Here is a 273-nt window from a genome sequence, read left to right as displayed (position 1 = left end):
GGTCAATACCTCGCAGAGAGTTAACGTTGGCTACTTCTATACCTACTGGGATTTCAACCCGCCGGTCATTGATGACTTCAACTACGTCTCCGATGCCCGCAAGTTGCTCTTGTACGTCACGGACAACGACCGGACCGATAACTGGCAGTTGAGTGTCTGGGATACCCGCGATTTCAAGGTCAAGGCAACCAATAGCGCGAACCAAGTGTTCACCGTGCCGCTGATCTCCTACAAGGACGAGAGCTTTAAGAACAAGTACGCAGAGTTCAACAC

The 273-nt window shown here is 51.3% G+C and carries 1 protein-coding gene; it reads left to right on the top strand.

All coding sequences use genetic code 11. The annotated features are described in order from the left end of the window. On the top strand, nt 1-273 hold a 273-nt coding region (locus V5P19_RS23590; protein WP_334407971.1), incomplete at both ends, for a hypothetical protein.

The organism is Enterobacter sp. UNJFSC 003 (assembly GCF_036903355.1).
In the GTDB taxonomy this organism is placed as follows: domain Bacteria; phylum Pseudomonadota; class Gammaproteobacteria; order Enterobacterales; family Enterobacteriaceae; genus Enterobacter.
This window is presented reverse-complemented; position numbering and strand designations above follow the sequence as displayed.